Below are 313 nucleotides of genomic sequence, written 5' to 3' on the forward strand. Positions count from 1 at the left end.
CCTGGCGCCTGGCCCAGAACGGCTGCCCTGCCCGCCCCTGCTCCTGCCCGTAGAAATCCCGCCCGATACGGGCAAAGCGCAAGAACAGCTGCTCAATCCGCTGCTGGTGGAACTGCCGCGCCAACTCGGCCCGTTCAGGCCTGCGCAGCAATGTATTTATCACCACCGGTGCCTGTAACGCCGAAGATAGCGACTGGAAGATACCGTTGCCCGACAGCGGATCAACGGCCATCGCGGCATCACCCACCCGTATCCAGTCCTGCCCGACACATTCGCCCGCCACAATCGCCGTACTGCTGCGGGCATGCACCTG

1 protein-coding gene is annotated in these 313 nt (G+C 64.2%); it reads right to left on the reverse strand.

Annotated features, from left to right (window positions below):
* The coding region (locus SB786_RS35920; protein ID WP_410731534.1) for an NAD(P)/FAD-dependent oxidoreductase at positions 1-313 on the reverse strand (313 nt) is incomplete at both ends.

The sequence above is a fragment of the Burkholderia sp. SIMBA_062 genome (genome assembly GCF_046534765.1).
In the GTDB taxonomy this organism is placed as follows: Bacteria; Pseudomonadota; Gammaproteobacteria; order Burkholderiales; family Burkholderiaceae; genus Burkholderia; species Burkholderia ambifaria.